Origin of the sequence: Meiothermus sp. (assembly GCF_025056915.1) — a bacterium.
Taxonomy (GTDB): domain Bacteria; phylum Deinococcota; class Deinococci; order Deinococcales; family Thermaceae; genus Meiothermus.
Genome location: NZ_JANWVH010000062.1, coordinates 1 through 17,788 on the forward strand (window position 1 = coordinate 1; position 17,788 = coordinate 17,788).

General features: G+C 63.6%; 18 protein-coding genes. 13 read left to right on the forward strand and 5 right to left on the reverse strand.

The window, feature by feature from the left end:
• Positions 1–280: 280 nt before the first annotated feature.
• Together NZN28_RS10380 and NZN28_RS10385 are read right to left on the reverse strand one after the other, a co-directional pair.
• Positions 281–490, reverse strand: coding sequence for a hypothetical protein (locus NZN28_RS10380; RefSeq protein WP_295397925.1), 210 nt, complete (start codon positions 488–490; stop codon positions 281–283).
• Positions 491–518: 28 nt separating this feature from the next.
• Complete coding sequence (locus NZN28_RS10385; RefSeq protein WP_295397927.1) at positions 519–1,109, reverse strand: hypothetical protein; 591 nt, start codon at positions 1,107–1,109, stop codon at positions 519–521.
• Positions 1,110–1,149: 40 nt separating this feature from the next.
• Here NZN28_RS10385 and NZN28_RS10390 point away from each other — a divergent pair, with 40 nt between their 5' ends.
• The 6 genes from NZN28_RS10390 to NZN28_RS10415 all read left to right on the forward strand — a co-directional run bounded on the left by NZN28_RS10390 (position 1,150) and on the right by NZN28_RS10415 (position 6,853).
• The gene (locus NZN28_RS10390) at positions 1,150–2,721 is read left to right on the forward strand and encodes an AMP-binding protein (protein ID WP_295397928.1); all 1,572 of its coding nucleotides are present in this window, start codon (positions 1,150–1,152) and stop codon (positions 2,719–2,721) included.
• A gap of 160 nt (positions 2,722–2,881) precedes the next feature.
• Positions 2,882–3,655, forward strand: a complete 774-nt coding sequence (locus NZN28_RS10395) for a metallophosphoesterase family protein (protein ID WP_295397929.1) — start codon at positions 2,882–2,884, stop codon at positions 3,653–3,655.
• A 107-nt stretch (positions 3,656–3,762) separates the two neighbouring features.
• A complete protein-coding gene (locus tag NZN28_RS10400) occupies positions 3,763–4,644 on the forward strand; it encodes a hypothetical protein (RefSeq protein WP_295397930.1) in 882 nt (293 codons plus the stop codon).
• Positions 4,645–4,755: 111 nt separating this feature from the next.
• Complete coding sequence (locus NZN28_RS10405; protein ID WP_295397931.1) at positions 4,756–5,535, forward strand: regulatory iron-sulfur-containing complex subunit RicT; 780 nt, start codon at positions 4,756–4,758, stop codon at positions 5,533–5,535.
• Between the two features lie 68 nt (positions 5,536–5,603).
• Positions 5,604–6,062 carry an NUDIX domain-containing protein gene (locus NZN28_RS10410; RefSeq protein ID WP_295397932.1) on the forward strand — a complete coding sequence of 153 codons (459 nt, stop codon included), beginning with the start codon at positions 5,604–5,606 and terminating at the stop codon, positions 6,060–6,062.
• Between the two features lie 176 nt (positions 6,063–6,238).
• Positions 6,239–6,853 (forward strand): hypothetical protein, encoded by a 615-nt coding sequence (locus NZN28_RS10415; RefSeq protein ID WP_295397933.1) that lies wholly within the window; start codon positions 6,239–6,241, stop codon positions 6,851–6,853.
• 43 nt (positions 6,854–6,896) lie between these two features.
• On the opposite strand, the gene NZN28_RS10420 is transcribed toward NZN28_RS10415, so the two are convergent.
• Positions 6,897–7,808, reverse strand: a complete 912-nt coding sequence (locus NZN28_RS10420) for an ABC transporter permease (RefSeq protein ID WP_295397934.1) — start codon at positions 7,806–7,808, stop codon at positions 6,897–6,899.
• A 3-nt stretch (positions 7,809–7,811) separates the two neighbouring features.
• Positions 7,812–9,686: an ABC transporter permease gene (locus NZN28_RS10425; protein ID WP_295397935.1), complete on the reverse strand. Its 1,875-nt coding sequence runs from the start codon at positions 9,684–9,686 to the stop codon at positions 7,812–7,814.
• Positions 9,687–9,854: 168 nt separating this feature from the next.
• Here NZN28_RS10425 and ubiE point away from each other — a divergent pair, with 168 nt between their 5' ends.
• Entirely contained in the window at positions 9,855–10,619 is a 765-nt protein-coding gene (ubiE, locus tag NZN28_RS10430; RefSeq protein ID WP_295397936.1) for a bifunctional demethylmenaquinone methyltransferase/2-methoxy-6-polyprenyl-1,4-benzoquinol methylase UbiE, read from the forward strand.
• Positions 10,616–11,149: a hypothetical protein gene (locus NZN28_RS10435; RefSeq protein WP_295397937.1), complete on the forward strand. Its 534-nt coding sequence runs from the start codon at positions 10,616–10,618 to the stop codon at positions 11,147–11,149. Before ubiE ends, NZN28_RS10435 begins: the two co-directional genes overlap by 4 nt.
• Positions 11,150–11,231: 82 nt before the next feature.
• Here NZN28_RS10435 and NZN28_RS10440 read toward each other — a convergent pair whose 3' ends face one another.
• Entirely contained in the window at positions 11,232–11,702 is a 471-nt protein-coding gene (locus tag NZN28_RS10440) for a peptidylprolyl isomerase (RefSeq protein WP_295397938.1), read from the reverse strand.
• 127 nt (positions 11,703–11,829) lie between these two features.
• Between NZN28_RS10440 and cysK the strand changes: the two genes are divergently transcribed.
• From cysK to sucD, 5 genes are all read left to right on the forward strand, one after another.
• Complete coding sequence (cysK, locus tag NZN28_RS10445; protein ID WP_295397939.1) at positions 11,830–12,753, forward strand: cysteine synthase A; 924 nt, start codon at positions 11,830–11,832, stop codon at positions 12,751–12,753.
• A 235-nt stretch (positions 12,754–12,988) separates the two neighbouring features.
• Positions 12,989–14,308: a DNA repair protein RadA gene (gene radA / locus NZN28_RS10450; RefSeq protein WP_295397940.1), complete on the forward strand. Its 1,320-nt coding sequence runs from the start codon at positions 12,989–12,991 to the stop codon at positions 14,306–14,308.
• Positions 14,305–15,369, forward strand: a complete 1,065-nt coding sequence (locus tag NZN28_RS10455; RefSeq protein ID WP_295397941.1) for a PIN/TRAM domain-containing protein — start codon at positions 14,305–14,307, stop codon at positions 15,367–15,369. Before radA ends, NZN28_RS10455 begins: the two co-directional genes overlap by 4 nt.
• Positions 15,370–15,567: 198 nt before the next feature.
• Positions 15,568–16,704, forward strand: a complete 1,137-nt coding sequence (gene sucC, locus NZN28_RS10460; protein ID WP_295397942.1) for an ADP-forming succinate--CoA ligase subunit beta — start codon at positions 15,568–15,570, stop codon at positions 16,702–16,704.
• Positions 16,701–17,573 carry a succinate--CoA ligase subunit alpha gene (gene sucD / locus NZN28_RS10465; RefSeq protein WP_295397943.1) on the forward strand — a complete coding sequence of 291 codons (873 nt, stop codon included), beginning with the start codon at positions 16,701–16,703 and terminating at the stop codon, positions 17,571–17,573. Before sucC ends, sucD begins: the two co-directional genes overlap by 4 nt.
• Positions 17,574–17,788 lie beyond the last annotated feature (215 nt).

Consider the following 17,788-nt stretch of genomic DNA (forward strand, 5'->3'; position numbering starts at 1 on the left):
GTTTGGCTTGGCAGGCCAAGGCTTTTTCAATTGTAACGGCTCAAATACCGCTCGGCAGTGCAGATAAGCGTTATGCTCGAGGTTAAGGCAAGTTGCAAAGCGAACCCAGGGCTTCACGCCAAAAAGCCCTCTGCCCCCCAAAAAACCACACCAGAAAAACAGGCCCCTTTGAACCGGAGGCGGCGCTTTGGAGTTAACGGCCCGGGCCAGCCGAAACGGGGGAAGCACACGCACAAAGAAAAACGCCCCGGCCCGGGGCCGGGGGTTGGGGGGCCTGGTTTTAGAAACTGATGGTGACCTGACCGAGCTTGCCCAAAAGCAGCATGGAGGCAATGGTGGCCGCCGTGAGGATGATCAGCACCAGGGCCATGCCGATATAGCGCAAATCGGCCCCTTCGCTTTCAACCTCGAGGGTGCGGGGGCGCAGGGCCAGGTACAAGAGCCAGGTGACCAGAATCGAGCCGATGGTGAACAAAATGGCAAAAAGCACGTCTTTCTCCTCCTGTGGGCCGGGCGGGTCAGCGCATACGCCACACCCGCAGCAGGGCCTCGAGATTCCTGTCTAAGCCTACCAAACCCAGGCCATAAGTGGGTATACCCCGCTCCCAGCCCACCGAGCCCACCCGCGGCCCCTCCATGGTGGGCAGCGGGGCCGGGGCCGGGGCTTCCCAGGGGGCATAGGCCCGAAGCTCCTGGTAGCCGAACTCGGGCCGGAGCGCCACCTCGAGCTGCCGGGCCTGGCGCGGGTCATCCCAGGGAACCCACTCACCCTCGGCCACCTCTTTGCGGCCCGGGTAGGCGGTGCCCAGGCCTTCGCCCGGCCCCACCACCAGCACCCGACGGGGGTTGGCCCAGTGCAGGGCCCTGGCAAAAGGCGCTTTGTGGTCTTCGGATATGTCGAGGCCCAGCACAATTCGGCCCTTGAACCAGGTCGGCAGTTGGGGCAGCACCGCCTCCAGGAGGGCCGCTCGCATCCATAGCAGCAGGGTCTCGCCCCCATACGAGCCCTCGAGCCAGGCGTAAAAGCTGCCGAACTCGTCCACAAAGGTTCGGGTGCGTTCGGCCAGCAGCGATTCGAGCCAGTCGGTGGAAGACATAATGGTCTGCACAATAGCAGAATATCCCCCCGTAGGGGTATATTTGTGGCTGGTGAACCCCCTCCTTCTGGCCCCAGCCCCCCGGGCGGTGCTGGCCCAGCAGTTTCGCTGGGAGGTACCGGCTTTCTACAACATCGCCGAGGCCACCGTAACCCAGGCCGCCGCCCGCTGCCCTGGGCGGGTGGCGCTGGTAGAGCCGCAGTTAGACCGCAAGACCACCTTTGCCGAACTCGAGGCCCTCTCGAACCGCCTGGCCAACGCGCTACAGGCCCGGGGTGTGCAGCCCGGAGAGCGGGTGGGTCTGTGGATGGGGCAGTCGCTCGAGCTGGCCCTGGCCCACCTGGCCGTCTACAAACTGGGTGCGATTGCCCTGCCGCTCTCGGTGCTCTTTGGCGAGGATGCCCTGCTGTACCGCCTGGAACACGCCGGGGCCCGCTTGCTGATTGCCGACCGGGCAACCCTGCAAGCCCTGAACCCCCACCTGCCCGCAGAAATCGGGGTTCTCTATCAGGATGAGGTTTTAGACTTGCTCCAGGCCGCCCAGCCCCAGTTCCGAACCCACCCCACCAAAGCCGACGACCCTGCTCTTCTGATTTACACCTCGGGCACCACCGGCAAACCCAAAGGGGTGCTGCTGCCCCACCGCACCCTGATTGGGCACCTGCCCGGCTTTCGCCTTTTCTGCAACTTTCCCAAAGACGAAGCCGTTTACTGGTCGGCGGCGGACTGGGCCTGGATTGGGGGGTTGTTGAATGTGCTGCTGTGTGCCTGGGCCCACGCCTACACCGTAGTGGCCTACCGCACCCGGCGCTTCGACCCCGAGGAAGCCCTGCACCTGCTGCACAGCCAGGCGGTCACGCACACCTTCCTCTTCCCCACCGCCCTCAAGCTGCTGCGGCAACTGGGCCGGGTCAAGGCCCCGCCCTTCCTGCAAAGCGTCCACTCCGGGGGCGAGCCGCTGGGCGCCGAGCTTTTGGCCTGGGTGCAGGAAAACCTGGGCCTGCCGGTCAACGAGTTCTACGGCCAGACCGAGGCCAACCTGCTCGTAGGCAACTCCTACACCACCGACCCCATCCGCGCCGGTTCGATGGGGCTGCCCTACCCGGGGCACCAGGTCGAAATCCTCGACGAGGCCGGCCAGCCCCTGCCGCCGGGGGCGGTGGGTGAAATTGCCCTGCGCACCCCCGACCCGGTGGCCTTTCTGGGCTACTGGAACAACCCCCAGGCCACCCAGCAAAAGTTCATCGGCCCCTACCTCAAAACCGGCGACCTCGGCCACAAAGACGAGGCGGGCTATCTGTGGTTTAAGGCCCGCGCCGACGACCTGATCAAGGCCGCCGGGTACCGCATCAGCCCCTTCGAGGTGGAGGAAGCCCTCATGCACCACCCTGCCGTGGCCATGGTGGCGGTGGTGGGGGTGCCCGATGCTGAACGCGGCCAGCGCATTGTGGCCCACATCAAGCTGCGCGAGGGGCAGTCCGGCTCGGCGGCCCTGACCCAAGCACTGCAAGAGGAGGTGCGCCGGCGGGTCGGGCACCATGCCTACCCCCGGGAGGTTCACTACGTGGACGCGCTGCCCCTCACCCCCACCGGAAAGATTCAGCGCTTCAAGCTCCGGGGGTGATGGCCCAGGGCCCAAGCGGCCCCTCGAGCCCGGTGGGCGCAAATGGCCCGGTCAACCCGGTGGGGGCTGCTAGCATGAGGTTGGAAAAGCGGACAGGGTTGCCGGGCAGCCGTTGGATTCACCGCGCATTTCCAAAAAAGCTGGGTATGATGGGAGTGTTGTGCGCTATCTGATTGTATCCGACCTACACGGCAACTGGCCTGCCCTCGAGGCCGTCCTCAAGGAAGCGCGGGACTACGACCAGGTGCTCTTCCTGGGCGACGCGGTGGGCTACTACCCCGATGTGAACCGGGTGCTGGACTGGTTGCGCTCGGTGAACGCCCGGGGTGTGATGGGCAACCACGACATCTGGCTGCTGGAGATTAAGTCCATGCAGATTGAAGGGCCGGTGCTGGAGATTCTGTCCTGGCAGGCCGAGCGCATCAGCCCCGAAAACCGCGAGTACCTGTCCAGGTTGCCCTGGACCACCGAGGTCGAGGGTGCGTTATTGGTACACGGCAGTCCGCTGGACCCGCTGGCCTACCTGGAAGAGGTCGAACAGGCCCGAGATGTGTTCGACAAGGTGAGCCACCGCTGGGTTTTTCACGGGCACACCCACCTGGCCGGAAGCTACCTGAGCCTGGAAAGCACCACCGTGCGCGGCCAGGCCACCAGCGCCGAGGCCAATAGCGCCCAGGGACGCTGGGTCCGCTACCAGCGCTACGCCCACGGCGGCGAACTCATCGTCGCGCCCAAGGCCCGGGCCATCATCAACCCCGGCTCCACCGGCCAGCCCAGAGATGGGGTGACCGGAGCGGCCTATGCCATCTGGGACTCCGACGAGGACACGGTGGAGTTTTGTCGCGCCAAGTACAACCTCGAGCACGTGCTCTCCCGCCTGCACCACGAGCAGTTCCCCATGTGGCTGTATGAGCGGCTGGTGCTGGGAAAGTAGTGGTCGCAGGTTGCAGCGCCCCCAATCCTCGGGGTAGCTAATAGCCCAAAGGTGAAGGCGGCCATCCGACCGGAGCAACCACTGGGGTACCGACACAGCGCAGAGCCATGCAAATCCTCGGACATCAACGAATCCTCGAGCTATTACCCCGACTGCGGACGCAAACTTTCCTGTTCACCGGCCCGGAGGGGGTGGGGCGCCGCACGGTGGCCCGCTGGTTTGCCGCGGGGCTCAACTGCGAGCAGGGGTTTCCGCCCTGTGGCCGCTGCGCTTCCTGCCGCCAGGAGCCTCACGCCGACTACCTCGAAATTACTCCCCAAACCGAGACCAAGACCGGCAGGAAAGCCCGCCTTCCGCAGATCCGGCTCGAGCAGATTGCCCCCCGCGAGGGCAGCGAGGAACCGAGCTTGCTGGACTGGATTGCCACCTACCCCCGCTTCAGGGCTAAGGTCGCGGTCATAGACGGGGCACACTGGCTGGGGGAGGCTGCGGCCAACGCCCTGCTGAAGGTACTGGAGGAGCCCCCGGCTTTTGCCCGGCTGATCCTGGTGGCCCCCAGCCGCGAGCTGGTGCTCCCTACGCTGGTGAGCCGGAGCCTCGAGGTCGGGTTCGCGCCCTTGCCGGAGGCCGAACTCCGCACCCTGACCCAAGACCCCGAGGTGCTGGCCTTTGCCCAGGGGTCGCCGGGCAAAGTGCGCTGGGCCCTGAACCACCCCGCCGAGTTCGGCAAGCTAACCAGTCGCACCCAGGGGGTTCTGGAGGCCCTGCGGGCCGGGCCTGCCCCGACCCTGGAAGCCCTCAAGCTGCTGTTGGAGCATGAGGAGGCCCTCCCCTACCTGGGGCGGCGGCTGGGCGAGGTGTTCGCTGTCGAAAGCCCGGCCTACCCTGCCGCCCTCGAGGCCCTCAGCCGCGCCCAGGAGGCCCTTTCGGCCTATGTCGGCGAGGACCTGGTTCAGACCTGGCTGGCCCTCAAGCTGGCCCGGCTCTAGATTTCCGGAGTCAGTCTGCTTTAGTCTAGGTACGGATTGTAACTTTGCGATCCGCCGTAGGACGATTCACGGGCCATCGGCAGCGCTGCGGCCCTGTGTGGGAGGTTTAACATGGAATGCGTCGGCGTGCGATTCGCGCACAGCCCCAAAATTTACGATTACAGGTTCAGCACCCAGCCTCCGCCCCTGGGTAGCTGGGTGGTGGTGCGCACCGCACGGGGGCTGGAGCTGGCCAAGGTGCGCACCGGGCCCCACCTGGGCAACGCCGTGGGCGAAGTGGTGCGCGTAGCCACCCCAGAGGATCTGGACCACCACGCCCGGCTAAAAAACCGGAGCGAGGAGGTGCAGTGGTGGCTCAAGGCCCGCCTGCGCCGGGAGGGCATCCAGGCCAAGGTGCTGGGCTGCGAGTTCACCCTGGATGGCAACCACATCTCGGTGCACTACGCCGCCGAGCAGCGCATAGACCTGCGGCGGTGGGTCAACGAGCTGAACAAGCTGGCCGGGGCTCGAGTGGAGTTCATCGCCCTGGGCCCGCGCGACCAGACCGCCTACCTGGGCACCCTGGGGGCCTGCGGGATGGAGTCGTGCTGCTCGAGCTGGCTCCAGGACTTTGCCCAGGTCTCCATCAAGATGGCCCGCGACCAGCAGCTTCCCCTCTCACCCGAGAAAATCTCGGGGCCCTGCGGGCGCTTGCTGTGCTGCTTGCAGTACGAACACGAACACTACCAGGAGCTTCTGGCCGACCTGCCCCGCAAGAACTCCAAAGCCTGTAGCATCCAGGGCACCTGCGGCAAGGTCGCCAAGCTCAACCCCCTGGCCGGAACCGTGGACCTGATTACCGAGGAAGGCAGCCTGGTCACGGTGCACAAGAGTGAGCTACGGCGCGAGTGATCTTCTGCTTCGTTCGTCTAACGCCGCCATCGCCAGACCAAAATAGTTCCAGGTCGTAAACTTTTGGTGTGATTGTGCTGGAACACCAGGGAATCCGGTTCAACTATCGGGTGGGTGGGGTGGTCATCCAGCATCAGCAGGTATCGGTGTGCCACGAACCCCAAGGGGAATTCTGGTACTTGCCAGGTGGGCGGGTGGAGCTCGGCGAAGAAGCGCGAGCGGCTCTGGCTCGAGAGATATCCGAGGAGTTAAAGGTCAGGCCTAAAGTGGGTCGGCTGCTCTGGGTCGTGGAAAATTTCTTCGAGCTGAGCGGATGCCATTTCCACGAAGTGGCTCTGTATTTTGCGCTGGATCTTCCACTTCAGCCCACCCCAGATCCCCTACTCGGGCAGGAGGGGGGGCAAGACCTGTGGTTCCGCTGGATACCCCTGCACAACCTGCCCCAAACCAACCTCAAACCCGATTTTCTCAAAAGTGCCCTGCGGGCGCTGCCGGTGCGTACCCAGCACATCGTGCAGCGGGGTTAGCGGGGTTCTTGCGCTAGCCAATCTTTACAGCAATATAACGCCGAATCTTGGATCAAGGCGTCGTCCATGCCAATGCCATATGGGGCTACCCTGGCGCTCTGCTACACTTGGGGCGACCATGCCTTTTGAAATCAACTCACACCGAAATTTACAGAGCCTATTTATGGAGGAATCCGGTGCTTGACCTCGGGCAGGTGCTCACCCGTAGCTTTGGGCTTTTGGCCCAGCACCCCCTGGGCATTGTCTGGTTGCTGGTGCAGGCCCTGCTGGTCAGCGTGTGCACCCTGGGCCTGATGGCGGGGCCCATGCAGGTCGGCGTCTACACGGTTCTGATGCGCTACGCCCGCACCGGCCAGTGGAACCCGGAAGCGCTGTGGGGCAACACCACCGGCCACAATATGGTGGCTGGCATTGTGTTTGGGGCCAGCGCCCTGGCGGCGTTTGTGGTGGGCCTTCCGGTGACGGTGCCGAACGCGCTGCTGGCCTCTGTGCTGGGTTATGCGGGTCTGGCCGCCATCAACCTGCTGTGGTTTTACACCTTTCAGATCATGGTTGACGACGACCAGACCTGGCCCAGGGCCATCCGCAAGGGCTGGGACTTGATGCAACAGGGCGGGCTTCTGAAGCACCTTTTGCTGATTGCCATCCTCGAGTCGCTGGTGCTGGTCTCGACCCTGTCCACCTGGGTTCCCTTCCAGGTAGTCATGTACCTGCTTTTGCTGGGCTTCTCCACCGTAGCCAGGGCGGTGGCCTATGTGCAACTGGTGCCCTCCCGGGCCTTCGAGCCATAGGGCCGTGCCTTGCCTCTAAACCCGGTGCCCTGACCCTTTTGCCCTATTTGTCGTACGGCTTGCCCACCGCCGCCGGGGGGCGGCTGCGCCCGATGAAGCCTGCCAGCACCAGCATGGTCAGGATGAAGGGCAGGGCCTGCACGATGGTGGCCGGCAGAATGTCCCCGCCCTGAAGCTGGATGGCCAGGGCCTGGGCAAAGCCGAACAACAAGGTGGCCCCCAGCACGCCAAAGGGGTGCCATTTGCCAAAAATGAGGGCGGCCAGGGCAATAAAACCGGCTCCGGCGCTCATGGCCCGGATGAACTGGTTGAGGAACCCAATCGAGAGATAAGCCCCCGCAATCCCGGCCAGCACGCCCGACAAAATCACCGCCGTATAGCGCATACGAATCACGTTCACGCCCATGGTCTCGGCTGCCTCGGGGTGCTCGCCCACCGCCCGCAAACGCAGGCCCCAGGGGGTTTTGAACAGCACCCACCAGACCACCGGCACCAGCAAAAAGGCAAAAATCACCAGAATGGAGACGCTGCTGGGCCCCAGGTCTACATTGGGCAGCCGGTTCTGCACTTCCTGGGAGGTGGAGGTGTTGTTGTAGAGCACCTGCAAGACAATCGAGGGGGCCCCCAGGGCTGCGATGTTGATGGCAGTACCCGAGACAATCTGGTCGGCGCGGTACTTGATGGAGGCAACGGCGTGCACCAGCCCCACCAAACCCCCCACCAAAGCCCCGACCAGCAAGCCAACCCAGGGAATCCAGAAGGCCTCGAGGCCCCCGGTCGCCACCTCGATGCGGTTCACCGTGATGGCCGCTGCCGCCGCGCCGAACAGAATCATGCCCTCGAGGGCGATGTTCACCACCCCACTCCGCTCAGAGAACAACCCGCCCAACGCGGTCAGCAAAAGGGGCGCGGCCTGCCGCAGGGTTGAGAAAAACAAGGCAATGACAATTTCCATAGGTTAGTCTCCTGCTGCCGGTGCCGACCTGGCTTGCCGGGCCTCCTGCTCGGCTTTGGCCTCGGTCTCGACCTGGGCCGCCCGCAGCGGATCGGTAAAGTAGCGGGGCAGCAACCCTCCCACCGCGATAAAAAGGATAATCAGGGCCTGCAAGACCTGGATGATCTGGTTGCTGATGCCCAGCTGGGCATTCAGCGAGACCCCTCCCGCCAGCAGCACGCCAAACAGGGTGGCCGAGAGAAAGATACCCAGGGGCGTGTTCTGACCCATCAGGGCTACCGCGATACCGTCAAAACCCACACTCGATGGGATGGCGGTCTTGAGCCGATAGGTGCCGTCCATCCCCGCACCCAGCACGTAGTGGGTTGCGGCCAGGCCGGCCAGCGCACCGGAAATCAGCATTGCCAGCACCATCTTTTGCCGGAGGTTGACCCCGGCATACTCGGCTGCTTTGGGCGCCAGGCCGGTCGCCCGCAGCTCGTAGCCCGCCGAGGTTCGAAACAGGTAAAAGTTGTAGAACAAGAGGGCCATCACCGCAATCAGAAACGAACCATTGAGCAACTGCGAGGCCAGCGCCGAGCTGATGGTCACCGGGAAACCGGGCAAAAAGCCTCCCACCACAAACCCCAGCACCAGCGCACCCAGGGCAAACAGCAAGCGCCTTCCCAGTTCCAACCGCCTCAGACCGTAATACACCCCCAGACCTGCCAGCACCGCGAGCGGCAGGGCCCAGGAAAATGTGCTGTCCGGCGCGAGGATGTGAATCATCAGGGGAATGCGGGCCCCCTCCTGGATTTCCTCGCTGCGCCCCTCGAAGCCTTCCGCTTTGAAGGGCAGCCGCACGGTCTGCCCAAAGAAGCGATATTCATTGGCGGCAATCAAAAACAAGAGCACCGAGGCCGCAATGTAGTTCATCATGATGGTGTTGATGACCTCGTTGGCCCCGAAGCGGGCCTTGAGCCAGCCCACCAGCCCCCCCCACAACGCCCCCCCCAGGGCTGCCGCCAGAATGGCGCTCGGCAGCAACAGCCAGCTCGGGAACGGCAAATACACCCCGGCCAGCATGGCGAAAATCGCCCCCATGGTCAGCTGCCCCGGCGCGCCGATGTTGAACATCCCGGCACGGAACCCGAAGGCCACGGCCAGGCCGGTAAAAATGAGCGGCGTGGCAAAGCCCAGGCTGGTGAAGATGCCGGTCAGGTTCAGGATGGGGCTGAACAGAATCTGGAAGGTGTAGGTCACCAGATCCAGTTTGCCAGCGATTAGCTCGCGCAGCCCCAGCCCTTCAACCCCCTGGGTGCCCAGTCCGGGCCGCAGGATGGCCACCACCATCGCTCCCAGGACCACCGCCAGCAACAGCGAAACGATGGGCACGACCACCCCCCGGAAGCGCACCAGAAAGGCCAGCCCCCCCGGCAGCTGCATTCGGGCCAGCAACAGCAGGCCCAGCGCGTAGAAAAACCCGGCGTAGACCCCCAGCGATAGCGCAAACCGCCGCAGGGGCGGACGGCGCGCCCCGGCAGCCACCGCCGCCTCGTTGGCGGCATGGATGGCCTGGTAAAAAAGAATCGCCTCCACCGCAAAAATTGCCAGGCCCAGGCCGCCCAGGATGTACAGCACTCGAGCCCTGGTTTCGGCGTTGGGCAAAAACAGCGCCCCGCCAGCCGCCAGCACCAGCAGCACCCAGAAGCCAAAGGCCACCCCCAGCCAGTTGAACGCCAGGCCCTCCGGCAGGCTGAGTCCCTTGGGGTTGATGGCGCCCAGCGGATTGAGCAGGTAGCCCGTTCCATCGAACTCCCGCAGCGGAACAGCCCAGGGGGACAGCAGCATCACGAGCAGCACCAGCCCCCCTACAAGCAAAAACCAAAACCGACCCATAAGTTCCTCAGAGCGGATTCTACACCGCAGGCTCCATTTGGGTAGCAGTGCACAAATGGGCAAGGGTTCTTCTTGCTTGCAGTATTTTTTGGCTTTGGGGCAGGGTTTTAGCGGACAACCTTGCAATTTGCTCCAATCAACCACCCCCCCGAATGCTAAACTCTGTGAGTGCAAGAGGCGACGGAGGCCAAAGCCCAGGCCATACAAAAGATGTTTTCCGAGATTGCGCCGCGCTACGACCTGCTCAACCGGGTGCTTTCGGCAGGGGTAGACCGGGTGTGGCGGGTGGCGCTGGTCAGGGCTGCTCTGGAAAATAACCCCGAGCGCATCCTCGACCTGGCCACGGGAACCGGCGATGTGGCCCTGCTGCTGAAGAAAGTGGCGCCGCAAGCCGAGGTCACGGGCGGCGATTTTGCCCCCCCCATGCTCGAGCTGGCCCGGCAGAAAGCCCAGAAAGCCGGCCTTTCGATTCCTTTTGTGGAGGCAGACGCCCTTCGGCTGCCCTTCCCCGACCACCACTTCGACGCGGTGACCATCGCTTTTGGCTTCCGCAACTTTGCCAGCTACCCCAGAGCACTGGCCGAGTTGTATCGCGTGATAGCACCTGGCGGCAGGCTGTGCATTTTGGAGTTTCCACCACCGCCCCGGCATGGTTTGGGCAGGCTTTACCGGTTTTACTTCACCCGCATTTTACCCGTAATTGGCGGGCTCATTTCCGGCAGTGCGGCGGCCTACCGCTACCTACCCGAGTCGGTCGAACGCTTCCCCGACCCCTCCACCCTGGCCCACATGATGAACCTGGCCGGCTTCAGCACCCATTTTGAGCTTTTCACCGGCGGCATTGTTGCCTTGCACATCGGGGACAAGCCTCTTCTGAGCCCTCCCACCCCAGTTGCCCGCACCGGGGAGCTCTATCCGGGGGAACCGGAATGAACGGCATTGAAATAGACCCTCAACGGCTGCTGCTGGAAGGCATGGAATCCGGCGAGCTGCCCGACCTGAAGTCCCTGGCGCTGGCCCGCGAGTATGCCCTCGAGAGCGCCCAGGGCAGCCCTGGCGAAAACGAGATTGTCCGCTGGTGGCACAGCTCAGAAGGGTTTTACTACGAGTTCAAGCAGTTTCCCGCGGCCTTTTATGGGTGGCTTGGCCTGGTGCAGGGCGAGTATCTGACCCGCCGTCAGGCTCAGGAACTGGTCTGGGAAGCCCTGGCTCGAGCCGACAAAGAACAGGCCGACCTAACCCTCTTCTACACCGCCAACCTGATGCAAAGCGACCAGGACTTCTTTATGGCCTACACCCTGGGCAACACCCGCATCGAACGGGGCGAGCCCCGCTACGCCCTGCCTTTGTTTATGCGGTTGCAAACGCCGCAGCACCTGCTGATCTTGCTCCGCTCACAAAACGAGTACCTGGCCTTCAAACTGCCCAAGGGCCAGCCCATTTTGCAAGGCCTCTCGGCTTGAACAGGCCCCGGCTCGCTCTCCCAGCGGTCTCGGTCAGGAAAAAGCAGGGGGCACGCCCCCTGCTGCTTGCCGAAGCTTATTTTTAGTGCTGGTGCCCATGCAGGCTATGGGCGTGGCCGTGCTCGAGCTCCTCCGGCGTCGCGGGCCGCACGGCCACCAGGGTCACATCGAAGTCTAGGGTCTCGCCCGCCAGGGCATGGTTGAAGTCAATGGTCACCTCCTGGGCGTCCACGTTCAACACCGTGAAGGGCATGGGGTTGCCTTGCGAGTCCTCTGCGTAAAACATGGCCCCTTCAACCAGTTCGGCATCCTTCGGGAAGGCTCCGCGCTCCACCACCTGCACCCCTTCGGGGTCGTACAGGCCATAGCCTTTTTCTGGAGACACCGAGACCACCACCCGTTCGCCAGGGGCTTTGCCTTCCAGCGCTTCTTCCAACCCCGCCACAATGTTGCGATGTCCGTGCAAATAATCCAGCTCACCCTGGTCAATGAGTTCGTTTTCAACATGCAGCGTATAGCGAATGGTCACCACCTGGTCTTTGCTTGCGGTCATAAAAACTCCTCTCCATTCACAGAAACCTTGCTTTGTTTCCGCGAGACATTTGAGTATAAATCATTTTGATTAAACAATCGTAAACCGGTGAGGATACCAAACCCGTTGCTTGCCCTATGCTATACCCATGTTCGTCGAAGAGGTGATAGGCAAGACTCCAGTGGTTCGGCTCAAGCGGGTGGTCGAGCCCGACATGGCCGAGGTCTGGGTCAAACTGGAAGGCGACAACCCCGGCGGCTCCATCAAAGACCGCACGGCCTGGTACCTGATCAAGGATGCCGAGGAGCGCGGCATCCTCACGCCAGGCTCCGGTCAGCTGATTGTGGAGCCCACCAGTGGGAACACCGGCATCGGGCTGGCCATGGTGGCCGCCAGCCGGGGCTACAAGCTGATCCTGACCATGCCGGCCCAGATGTCCGAAGAGCGCAAGCGCATCCTTAGGGCTTACGGGGCCGAGTTAATCCTCACCGACCCCAGCCGCCGGATGCTGGCCGCCATCGAGGAGGCCCAGCGCCTGGTGGCCGAGCGGGGGGCCTTCATGCCCAACCAGTTCGACAACCCCGCCAACCCCCGGGCCCACTACGAGACCACCGGCCCGGAGATTTTTGAGCAGATGCAAGGCCGACTGGACGCCTTTGTGTACGGCTCCGGCACCGGCGGAACCATCATGGGGGTGGGGCGGTATTTGCGCGAGCGGCTGCCGGACATTCAGATTATCGCCTGCGAACCGCGCCGCAGCAACGTGCTTTCGGGGGGCCAGATGGGCTCACACCAGTTCCAGGGCATGGGGCCCGGCTTCATCCCGCCCAACCTGGATGTGAAGATGCTGGATCGGGTGATACAGGTTCTGGAAGAGGATGCCTTTCCCCTGGCCAAACCACTGGCCCAGCAAGAGGGTCTGTTTGTGGGGATGAGCGCCTGCGGGATGATCTGGGCCGCCCTGCAAGTGGCCCGTGAACTGGGGCCGGGCAAACGGGTGCTGACCATCGCCTGCGACTCGGGGATGAAGTACCTCTCGACCCCCTTGTTTGCAGAAGTTCCTCACGGCTAGTAACCCAACATTAAACCTTACTACCATCCCTGCAACGCCAGCGCCAGCAAAAAATGCACGCTCAGCTTTTTGTTCTAATCACCTCATCCTGGAAACGTCAGGAATGGCCATCGGCATTTCGATCGAAACGTTTGGGAAAAGCCTGGCAAGGGTGCTGGAACTGGAAAGGGCCGAGCTAGAAGACACCTACCGAAACCGTTGATGCTAAGCCCTTTCCGACTAAACTGGGACTCAAATGGCAAAGCCTTCTATTCAATATTGCTGCGCTGAGTGCGGCTACAAATCGGTGAAAGCCCTGGGTCGCTGTCCCAACTGCGGGGCCTGGGACAGCTTCAAAGAGGAAGCCTCCGGGCTCAGGCCCGGCCCGGTAGCGGGCAAGGGGGGGCTGGTGCGGTCCCGTCCGTTGCCCAACCCCGCCGCCCTCACCCGTTTGGGGGAGGTGCCGGAGGGGGGGGAGGTGCGTTTTTCGAGCCAGATCGGCGAGCTCGACCGGGTGCTGGGGGGCGGCTTCGTGCCGGGTGAGGTGCTGCTCTTGGGGGGGGAGCCCGGGGTGGGTAAGAGCACCCTGTTGTTGCAGGTGGCCCAGAAGCTGTTGGAGCAGGGCCGGCGGGTGGTCTACCTGGCAGGCGAGGAATCGCCGGGGCAGATTCGCCTGCGGGCGGGGCGTCTGGGCATTTCGGGGGCGCTCGAGCTGCTGCGCGAAACCCAGCTGGACGCCATACTGGCCACCCTCGAGGCCAGCCCCCCCGACTTTCTGGTGGTGGACTCCATCCAGACCCTCGAGACCACCGCTGCGCCGGGGTCGCTGGTGGCCGTGCGCGACGCCACCGCGGCCCTGACCCGCTTCGCCAAACACCACCAGATCACCACCGTGCTGGTCGGACACGTCACCAAGGAGGGCATCGTGGCCGGGCCCAAGGTGATTGAGCACGTGGTGGACGCCACCTTGTATCTGGAGACAGCCGGCCACTTCCGGGTTCTGCGCTCCAGCAAAAACCGCTTCGGGCCGGTGGGCGAGATGGGCGTTTTCAACATGGTTCACGAGGGCCTGGAGGAGGTGGCCAACCCCTCGGCGGCCTTTCTGGCCGAGCGTCCGGTGGGGGCGCCAGGCTCGGTGGTGGCCCTCTGTCTTTCGGGTGAGCGGGCGCTGGCCCTGGAGGTACAGGCCCTGGCCGCCCGAACCCCCTTCCCGGCCCCCCGCCGGGTTGCACAGGGGCTGGACAGCCGCCGGGTGGACGTGGTGCTGGCGGTGCTGGAGCGAAGGCTCAACCTGCCCCTGGGCAACCTGGACATCTACGTCAACCTGGCCGGAGGGCTGCGGGTCTTCGACCCGGGGTTGGATTTGGCGGTGGGGCTGGCGGTGTATTCTGCTGTGGTAGGCCGTCCCCTCCCGGAAGAGGTGGCGGTGGTGGGCGAGGTGGGGCTGGCCGGGGAGTTGCGCAGCGTGGAGGGCCTCGAGCGCCGCCTGCGCGAGGGCCAGCGGGCGGGCTTCAAGCGCCTGGTGCACCCCCCTCAGTTCAGGAGTCTGGAAGCAGCGGTGGGCCAGTTTTTATGAGCGTGATCCGGTGGGTTCTGTATGCTTTGTTTGCCTATCTGGGCTACCGGGTAGGGGTCTGGCTCGAGGCCAGCGGTCTGGTCAACATCAGCCCCCTGGGCAGCCTGACCAGCCTGAACCGGCTCTACCTGGGGGTGGTGGGCCTGCTGGTGGGGTTTTTGCTGGTGCCCCGCCTGGCCTTCTGGGTGGAACGCCGCTGGGAGGCCACACAAGCCTGGCTCCGGCGCCTGCCACCCGAAATTCCGGTGGCCATCACCGCCGCCTCGGGCCTGGGTCTGTTGCTGGCGGTCTTGCTCACCAACTTGCTGAACCAGATTCCGGGGTTTTCCGCCATTCACTCCCTGATTATTGCCGCCGTGCTGGTCGCCTCGCTCTCGGCCTTTGCCATCGCCAACCGGGACTACTTCCGGCTGGCCCGCCCGCCGGCCCCCACCACCAAGACCCGGGGGGGCAAGGTGCTCGATACCTCGGTGCTGATTGATGGCCGCATTGCGGACGTGGTCGAGATGGGGTTTTTGGAAGGCCCCCTGTTCGTACCGCGGCAGGTGTTGCGCGAGCTGCAACAGTTTGCCGATGCCTCGGACGCCCAGAAAAGGGCCAAGGGCCGGCGGGGGCTCGATACCCTCGAGCGCCTCAAGCTGAGCGTGGGCCTCGAGGTGCTCGACGGCAGCGAGTCCGACGACCCGGTAGACGACCAGATCCTGGCCGAAGCCAGAAGACTGGGCTCGGCCCTGGTCACCAACGACCACGCCCTGGCCCAGCTTTCCCGCATCTACGGGGTCAAGACCCTTTCCATCCAGGCCCTGGCCTCGGCCCTGCGGGCCCCGCTCCAGCAGGGCGATGCCCTGAGCATCACCATCGTCAAGGAGGGCAAGGAGCCGGGCCAGGGGGTGGGCTATCTGGAGGACGGCACCATGGTGGTGGTGGACGACGCCCTCCCCTTCAAGGGCAAGGAAGTAGAGGTGGTCATCACCCAGTCCATTCAGACCCAGGTAGGTCGCCTGCTCTTTGGGAAACTTCAGGGAGACGCCTCCCGTTCCCCCCATAAGACGGACCGTTAGGCGGACTGGTGTAATTACCTCAGTTCATAGCGTTTTCCTCAAAAGATCTTCTTCCCAAACCTGTTTGCCCAGTCCGAGCACCAAAATGTTGGTGCGCCCAGTCTGGCCCGCAGGATTCTTCGGACCCCTGGCCCGGCATATAATGACGGGCGGCTTGCAGAACGAATGTGGAAAATCAGGTAACAGCAGGAGGCAAATGTGAACCTACACGAATACCAGGCCAAAGACATCCTCGCCAAGTACGGCATTCCGGTTCCCCCCGGCAAGGTCGCATTTACCGCCGATGAGGCCAAGCAAATCGCCACCGAGTACGGCGATTTGGTGGTTATCAAAGCCCAGGTTCACACCGGCGGACGCGGCAAAGCCGGTGGGGTCAAACTAGCCCGCAACCCCGAGGAGGCCCGCGAAAAAGCCGCCCAGATCCTGGGCCTGAACATCAAGGGTTTCATCACCAAGAAGGTGCTGGTGGCCAAAGGCGTAAATATCGCCAGGGAATACTACGCCGGCATGATTCTGGATCGGGTCACCCAGCGGGTGGTGCTGATGCTCTCCAAGGAAGGGGGCGTGGACATCGAGGAGGTGGCCGCGACCAAGCCCTACGCCCTGATCAAATACCCGATTGACCCCCACACGGGCCTGCGCCCTTTCGAGGCGCGGGAGCTGGTCAAGCGGGCCGGCATGGAGGGCAACCTCAACAAGCTGGCCGACGTGCTGGTCAAGCTGTACCAGGCCTACGTGGGCATTGATGCCTCGACCGCCGAAATCAACCCGCTGGTGATCACCGATACCGGCGAGGTGGTGGCCGCCGATGCCAAAATTGTGCTGGACGACAACGCCCTCTACCGCCACCCCGACCTCACCCCCCTGCGCGAGTTCGAGGCTGAACATCCCCTCGAGGTCGAGGCCTCCAACTACGGCTTCAGCTACGTCAAGCTCGACGGCAATGTGGGTGTGATCGGCAACGGGGCCGGGCTGGTCATGTACACCCTCGACCTGGTGCAGCGCACCGGGGGCAAGGCCGCCAACTTCCTGGATATTGGCGGCGGGGCCAAGGCCGATATCGTTTACAACGCGCTCAAGGTGGTGCTCAAAGACCCCGATGTGAAAGGGGTTTTTATCAACATTTTCGGCGGCATCACCCGCGCCGACGAGGTGGCCAAGGGGGTAATCCGGGCCCTGGACGAAGGCATCCTGACCAAGCCCGTAGCCATGCGGGTGGCCGGCACCGCCGAGGAGGAGGCCAAAGAACTCCTGAAGGGCCGCCCGGTTTACATGTACCCCACCTCTGTTGAAGCCGCCAAAGCCATCATCTCCATGACCGGAGGCGCCCAATGAGCATTCTTGTCAACAAAAACACCCAGGTCATCGTGCAGGGAATTACCGGACGGGAAGGGGCTTTCCACGCCGAGGCCATGATCAAGGCCGGCACCCGGGTGGTCGCCGGAGTCACCCCCGGCAAGGGGGGCCAGAGTGTGCTGGGGGTACCTGTTTACGACACCGTGAAGGAGGCCACCACCCACCACCACGTGGATGCCTCCATCATTTTTGTCCCCGCCCCGGCGGCTGCCGATGCGGCGCTCGAGGCCGCCCACGCCGGCGTTCCGCTGGTGGTGCTCATCACCGAAGGCATTCCCACCCTGGACATGGTCAAGGCGGTCGCTGAAATCAAGGCGATGGGCAATGTGCGCCTGATCGGCGGCAACTGCCCCGGCCTGATTACCCCCGGCGAGTGCAAGCTGGGCATCATGCCAGCCAGCGTGTTCAAAAAAGGCCGGGTAGGCCTCATCTCCCGCTCCGGCACGGTCACCTACGAAACCGCCAAGGCCCTTTCCGATGCAGGGTATGGCATCTCCACCTGCATCGGCATCGGCGGCGACCCCATCATCGGCACCACCTTCAAAGACCTGCTGCCCATGTTCCAAAACGACCCCGAAACCGACGCGGTGGTGCTCTGCGGCGAGATTGGCGGCTCGGACGAGGAAGACGCCGCCGCCTACATCAAGGAGCACATGACCAAGCCAGTGGTGGGCTTTATCGGCGGACGCAGCGCCCCCAAAGGCAAAAAAATGGGCCATGCCGGGGCCATCATCATGGGCAATGTGGGCACCCCTGAGAGCAAGCTGGCCGCCTTTGCCGATGCCAACGTACCGGTGGCTGAGACCATAGACGAGATTGTAGAGCTGGTGCGGGCCAAGCTGGGCTGAACTTGGTTCGACCCCTGCCGGTATGGCGCCTTGCCGTACCGGCGATTTTTTTGAGGTCCGCCCGTTGTTGAACAAGTAACGCCACCGCCCCTGACGCTTGATGGTCGTCTTGTACGACAAAGCCCACCTCACCGGGGGCTTGGGAAAACTCTTCTGCATGGTGCCGGGAATGGGACTCGAACCCACACGCCCTTGCGGGCAACGGATTTTAAGAC